Annotated in this window: 7 protein-coding genes (1 of these 7 cut by a window edge); all 7 read left to right on the plus strand. The window is 36.6% G+C overall.

The genetic code is table 11. The features are described from left to right. On the plus strand, positions 1 to 864 hold the full coding sequence (locus MKY04_RS00345) for an ABC transporter permease (protein WP_126295703.1): 864 nt from the start codon (positions 1 to 3) through the stop codon (positions 862 to 864). 16 nt (positions 865 to 880) lie between these two features. Next, positions 881 to 1957, plus strand: a complete 1077-nt coding sequence (locus MKY04_RS00350; protein WP_346235163.1) for an ABC transporter substrate-binding protein — start codon at positions 881 to 883, stop codon at positions 1955 to 1957. A gap of 90 nt (positions 1958 to 2047) precedes the next feature. Further along, positions 2048 to 3415, plus strand: a complete 1368-nt coding sequence (gene allB, locus MKY04_RS00355; protein WP_346235164.1) for an allantoinase AllB — start codon at positions 2048 to 2050, stop codon at positions 3413 to 3415. 169 nt (positions 3416 to 3584) lie between these two features. Beyond that, positions 3585 to 5357 carry a DNA polymerase III subunit gamma/tau gene (dnaX, locus tag MKY04_RS00360; RefSeq protein WP_126295700.1) on the plus strand — a complete coding sequence of 591 codons (1773 nt, stop codon included), beginning with the start codon at positions 3585 to 3587 and terminating at the stop codon, positions 5355 to 5357. Positions 5358 to 5431: 74 nt separating this feature from the next. Further along, on the plus strand, positions 5432 to 5746 hold the full coding sequence (locus tag MKY04_RS00365; protein WP_126295699.1) for a YbaB/EbfC family nucleoid-associated protein: 315 nt from the start codon (positions 5432 to 5434) through the stop codon (positions 5744 to 5746). A gap of 12 nt (positions 5747 to 5758) precedes the next feature. Beyond that, positions 5759 to 6355: a recombination mediator RecR gene (recR, locus tag MKY04_RS00370; RefSeq protein ID WP_126295698.1), complete on the plus strand. Its 597-nt coding sequence runs from the start codon at positions 5759 to 5761 to the stop codon at positions 6353 to 6355. 126 nt (positions 6356 to 6481) lie between these two features. Beyond that, positions 6482 to 6612, plus strand: the 5' portion of a protein-coding gene (locus MKY04_RS00375; protein ID WP_126295697.1) for a YaaL family protein. Its footprint extends 85 nt past the window's final position; the window shows 131 of its 216 coding nt (coding positions 1–131); its start codon is at positions 6482 to 6484; its stop codon lies beyond the right edge, outside the window.

Raw genomic sequence — 6612 nt, forward strand, 5'->3', positions numbered from 1 at the left:
ATGAATGTAAATCAAGTTGATAAAATTACAGAACCCTCTGCGGCCAAGAGTAATCAAAAACGGAATTTAAATAGTACGAAATTAAATCTCACGATTAAAAAATATATACCGATTATTTCATTTTTTGTGCTTTGGGAATGTCTTACAAGATTAAATATTACCTTTGAATTGGTTAATTCAAATTTCTTTCCACCTCCAAGTATTATTGCGGTTCAAGGATGGCAATTAATTCAAACAGGAGTTTTGACTGATAGTATTATTTCTAGCACGATAAGAGTTTTTGTTGGAACTGTGATCGGAATTTTAGCGGGTGTTGTCCTTGCCCTCATTATAGGGAAATCAAAATTAATAGATTATTGGGCCTCCCCTATTTTAAATATGCTGGGACCTATACCATCCCTTGCTATATTGCCATTGTTTATCATTTGGTTTGGGATTGGTGAAATTCCAAAGATTATTTTGATTGCATGGACTGTATTCTTCCCTGTATTAACAAATACGATTGAAGGAATTAAATCTGTAAGACCGGTATTAATTCGTTCAGCGCTAAGTTTAGGTGCATCAGATCAGCAGATTTACAAAAAGGTAATTCTGCCGTCCGTTTTGCCAAATATATTAGCAGGCTGTCAAATAAGTTTAGGGCTGGCTTTTTCTGCCCTTGTTGTCTCAGAAATGATGGGTGCTACTTCTGGATTGGGATATATCATTGTAGATGCTCGCAACTATTTCAAGCTTTCAAATATGTATGTTGCAATTATTGTTATTGGTATCGAGTACAGCTTATTTTCATATACATTAAAGCTTGTTGAAAGAAAAATGCTTTCATGGAGAAAAGGCGGCTTTGCAGATGCGATAGAAAAATAATAGGAGGGAAATGAGTATGAAAAAATGGTTAATGTTTTTGGTAGCAGCTTTGATAATAATTTTATCTGCTTGTAATGGAGGAGAGGAGAGTGCTCCAACTAACACTGCTGATTCCGATGAATCTGCCAGCCCTGAAAGCAACGATTTAGAACAAACTGAAATTGAAATTGTTGGTGTTCGTGATGCGCAGATTTCTTCACAACAAATTATTGCTGATAAACTAGGGTATTTTAAAGAAGAAGGATTAACAGTAACGAATACTCTAATTGAAAGTGGTCCTGATATCGCTCCAATGGTAGCTGGTGGAAGTGCGCCGATTAGTTTACAAACGAATTTCATGGATATTATTTTAGCTTCTTCAGGTGTTGGTGTGAAAATTGTAGCACCAGTTGCACAAATTGCTGGTACTCAAGCGGTAGTAGCTGGTCCAGAAGCAAATATTAATTCGCCAAAAGATTTTGAAGGTAAGACAATTGGTATTCCTGCTGGTGCTGATGTGCAAATTGCAATAAATAAAATGGCTGAAGAATACAATGTAGATTTATCAAAAGTAGAAGTTGCAAACCTTGCGCCGAGTGATGCACTAACTGCATTGCAAAGTGGGAATATTGATGCGATGGCAGCGTGGGAACCATTTATTACAAAAGCGGTTGCTAGTGGTGGTAAATTTTTGTTTAGTGGAACTAGCTATGCAATTGAAGGTGAAGACCAGCCTGTTGAATGGATGAGTGTTCATTCAACATTACAAGTGACAGATGATTATTTAGAGGAAAATCCTAATACGATAAAAGCTGTTATCCGTGCTTTAGAGAAAGCAACTAATTATATTAATGAAAATCGTGAAGAAGCTATTAAAATATTAGCTCCCGAGCTTCATTTAACCGAAGAAGAGTTGGCAGAAATCATGAACCGAAATGTTTATGATATGACTGTAGATGAGACGTTTACAAATCAAAGCAACGGTTCGGTTGTAACAGATTACTTGCTGGAAACAGGGAATATTTCAAGTGTTCCTGAAAAAACAGACTATATAGATCTTACTTTATTAAAAGAGGTAAATCCAGATTTAGTAAAAGCTGACGTAGCAGAATAAAATATAAAATAAAGACTTCAAGTTAGGGGGTAATCCAATTTATTTATTCAGGATGCCCCCTATTTCTTTCGAAGAATGGAGTGGATGAAGATGATTGAATTCGACTTAATTATAAAAAATGGCTTTATTGTTTTAGAAAAAGAAATAAGAAAAATGGATATTGGAATACGGAATGGAAAAATCTCAGCTATTCAAGATTGTGTAGAGGGAATAGCAAAAAGGGAAATTGATGCATTAAATCAATACATTTTCCCTGGCGTTATTGATGTGCATGCTCATTTCAGTGAGCCGGGACGAGAATTTTGGGAAGGTTTTTCTACGGGATCACAAATGATGGCTGCTGGTGGCTGCACTACTTATTTTGATATGCCGCTAAATGGGATACCTTCGACTATTAATAAAAAAGCGCTATTAGATAAAGCTTCAATTGGTGAAGTAAAATCGTGCGTTGATTTTGGTTTGTGGGGTGGTTTGGTTCCTGGGAATGTAGAGAATTTAAAGGAGCTTGCGGAATTAGGTGTAGTCGGTTTTAAAGCTTTTTTATCGGAGACGGGTAATGAAGAATTTCAAAACGTTGATGATTTAACACTTTTATATGGTATGCAGGAGATTTCAAAGTTAGGGAAAGTTCTTGCATTGCATGCAGAAAGTGCACCGATTACTTCATGGCTGCAAAATAGAAAAATAAAGTTTGGGCAGTTATCAGCAGATGATTATTTAGCATCAAGACCTGCTATCGCAGAGTTTGAAGCTGTTAATCGTGCGATTGCATATGCACAAATTACAAACTGTCCTCTGCATTTTGTTCACATTAGTAGTCCTGATGCTGTTCTAGCCATTCAAAAGGCTAAACTAAACGGAATGGATATTACATTAGAAACTTGCCCTCATTATTTATTATTTAACCACGATGATTTGATAGAAAAAGGAGCAATTGCGAAATGTGCACCGCCATTAAGAGAGGAGGAAGTGAAGCAACAACTTGTATCATTATTTGTTGAAGGGAAATTTGATATGATTTCATCTGATCATTCCCCATGTACACCAGATATGAAGGATTCCAAAATGCACAATATATTTACTGCTTGGGGCGGTATTAGTGGGGGGCAATTTACTTTGCTTTCTACTATTGAATTAGTACTACAAAATAATATGTCTTTACTTCAAATTGCAAAATATACTTCAACAAATCCGGCACATCGATTTAAATTGAAGGGTAAAGGGAAAATTGAGGTTGAGAAAGATGCTGATTTAGTAATAGTATCGATGGAACCGTTTAAAGTCGATGAGAGTGAGTTGTTTTCTAAACATAAACTAAGTATTTATGTTGGTCATACATTTCCATGCCGAATTAAGCAAACTATTGCGCGAGGGAATGTCTTGTTTGAAAATGGCCAAATCAACTTAGGTACACGAGGAGAATGGCTTTCGATTAAAGCATTAATAGATGCGGTATAATTAAAATTTTGATGATGTTGATGCTGGAAAGTCTTTGTATAAGACGTGACACTTGGGAAATCCCTTTGTTGTTTTTGCAAGTTACTTATAACGTAGGGAAAGAAATGCTTGTCTTACTTGTGTTATAATAAGGCTATTAAAAACGACTAAAGAGAAGGGGAGGAAAAAGTTGACTTATCAAGCATTTTACCGTGTGTATAGGCCGCAAAGTTTCCGAGAGATGTCTGGTCAAACACACGTGAAAAGAACCCTTCAAAATGCTCTTACAGCAAATAAAACAACACATGCGTATCTTTTTTCAGGTCCAAGAGGGACAGGGAAAACAAGTACAGCGAAAATTTTTGCTAAAGCATTAAACTGCGAGAAAGCACCCACGAATGAACCGTGTAATGAATGCCCGACATGTTTAAGTATTACTGAAGGTTCGCATCCAGATGTTATCGAATTTGATGCTGCTTCTAATTCACGTGTTGAAGAGATGCGTGATATCATTGAAAAAGTAAGATTCGCTCCTGCAAATGCACGTTTCAAAGTGTATATTATTGATGAAGTTCATATGCTTTCAACGAGCGCATTTAACGCTTTATTAAAAACATTAGAGGAACCACCACCTCATGCTGTATTTATTTTGGCTACTACAGAGCCTCATAAATTGCCCGCAACAATTATTTCGCGCTGTCAACGCTTTGATTTCAAACGATTATCTTCAAATGATATTTTAGAGCGAATGAAAATTATATTAGAAGATATCGACTTGCCATTTGAAGAACAAGCCCTAAAAGTCATAGCACAGGCAGCAGCAGGTGGAATGCGTGATGCGTTAAGTTTGCTGGACCAGGTTGTATCGTTCAGCGGTGATACGCTTACTTTAGACAATGCATTACTTGTAAGTGGTTCAATTGGCCAAGATGTCTTTTATAATGTAGTAGGCGCTTTAAAAGATAAAGAAATTGCGCAAGTTTTAACTTCGATAGAGGGGCTAATCGCCGATGGTAAGGATCCTTTGCGTTTAGCAGAAGATTTAATTACATTCTTCCGTGACTTATTATTATTACAAACAAGCAGCGAACTGGAAGAATTGTTGGAACTTGTAACACCTGAAGAAAAGTTTCTGCAGCTTGCACATGAATTTAGCGCCGATACACTTTACAGATATATCGATATACTAGCTAAAACGCAACAAGAAATGCGTTTTTCCCATCATACAAAAATTTACTTAGAAACAGCTTTATTGAAGATGGCGCAAGTACCAAATAGTGGTGCCGCTGTTTCTCAAAACACGGCAAGCATTGACCCTGAACTGAATGATAAAGTTGCAAATCTTGAGAGATTGGTACATCAATTGTCTCAACAAATACAAGACGGTGTTCAAGTACAAAATAATGTACAGCATCAAAAAGAAGCACCACGTCCACGTGTAAAATCCCAAAGCGGCTATAATGCACCAACAGGACGAATTCGAGAGGTATTAAAAGGTGCAACCAAACAAGATATTCATCAAATTAAAAATGCATGGGCGCAAAGCTTAAGCCAGCTTCAAAAATCACAATCAGCATTGTTGGCAGAAGCTGAACCTGTTGCCGCATCGAATAGTGCATTTGTGGTAAAATTCAAGTATGATATTCATTGTCGAATGGTTGCCGAAAATAGAGAGTTAATATCCATGTTTTCTCAAATACTATCCCAAATAACGGGTACTATGTATGAAATATTATGTATTCCAGAAAATGAATGGATTACATTGCGCCAAAACTTTATCCGAGAAAATGGTTTAAATCAGAAAAAAGATGCTTCTGAGCAAGATGATGGCATTGGAATTTCGGAAACAGTAAATGAACAGCCATTTATTGACGATGTGCAAGAAATTGCTTCTGAAGATCCTTTAGTAACAGAGGCGGAGAAAATTTTTGGTAAAGACTTTGTTGAGATTGTTGAGGATTAATGATTTTCATTAAGCTGAATCTCCCTGTTATGATGGATAAGGCGACATAAATAATACTTAGGAGGAACTCAATTATGCGAGGAATGGGCAATATGCAAGGCATGATGAAAAAAATGCAAAAAATGCAAAAGGAAATGATGCAAGCACAGGAAGAGCTAAATGCAAAGGAATTTGAAGGTACTGCAGGCGGCGGCATGGTGAAAATTACGATGAACGGCCAACGCGAGGTACTTGGAGTAAGTTTAGACCCTTCTGTAGTTGACCCTGAAGATGTGGAAATGTTAGAAGATTTAATCATTGTTGCAACTAATGAGGCATTAAAGAAAGTAGAAGAAACGACTAATGCAACAATGGGTAAATTCACTCAAGGCTTAAACCTTCCATTCTAGGAGGTAAAATGGATGTACTACCCTGAACCAATATCAAAGCTAATTGATAGCTTTATGAAATTGCCAGGTATCGGTCCGAAAACTGCGGCTCGACTGGCATTTTTCGTTTTAACAATGAAGGAAGATACAGTTTTATCTTTCGCAAAAGCATTAGTAGATGCAAAACGCAACTTAACATATTGTTCGGTATGCGGACATATTACCGATATAGATCCGTGTCAAATTTGTTCTGATAAACAACGTGATGCATCGACAATCTGTGTTGTTCAAGATCCAAAGGATGTCATTGCAATGGAAAAAATGCGCGATTATCAAGGTCTCTACCACGTTTTACATGGGGCTATTTCGCCAATGGACGGTATTGGTCCAGAGGATATCAATGTAGCCTCACTGATTACACGCTTACAAGATGAACAAGTACAAGAATTGATTTTAGCGACTAACCCTACAATTGAAGGGGAAGCAACTGCAATGTATATTTCACGTCTTGTAAAGCCTTCTGGTATTCGTACAACACGAATTGCACACGGTTTACCAGTTGGCGGCGATTTAGAATATGCCGATGAAGTAACGTTATCCAAAGCGTTAGAAGGACGTCGAGAATTATAAAAATTTCTAACGCTTTTGCCACAAATTATTTGTGGTTTTATTAACTGCTAACTGACTCTACTATTGTAATTCGTTTGAAATTAGATATTTTAAATTGTTAAATCGCTATAAGGTGAGTGGCATTGTATGATGTTTAGTCGTAAAGGGAAATTAAAAAGAGAATTCGATGACAAATTAATTCATCTTATAAAAGAGACTAAGGATGATTGGAATAATGCGAAAGTAATTGAAGGACTGTTAGATGATTATGATTTAGA

Source organism: Lysinibacillus telephonicus (genome assembly GCF_039654155.1).
GTDB classification, from domain to species: Bacteria; Bacillota; Bacilli; order Bacillales_A; family Planococcaceae; genus Ureibacillus; species Ureibacillus telephonicus.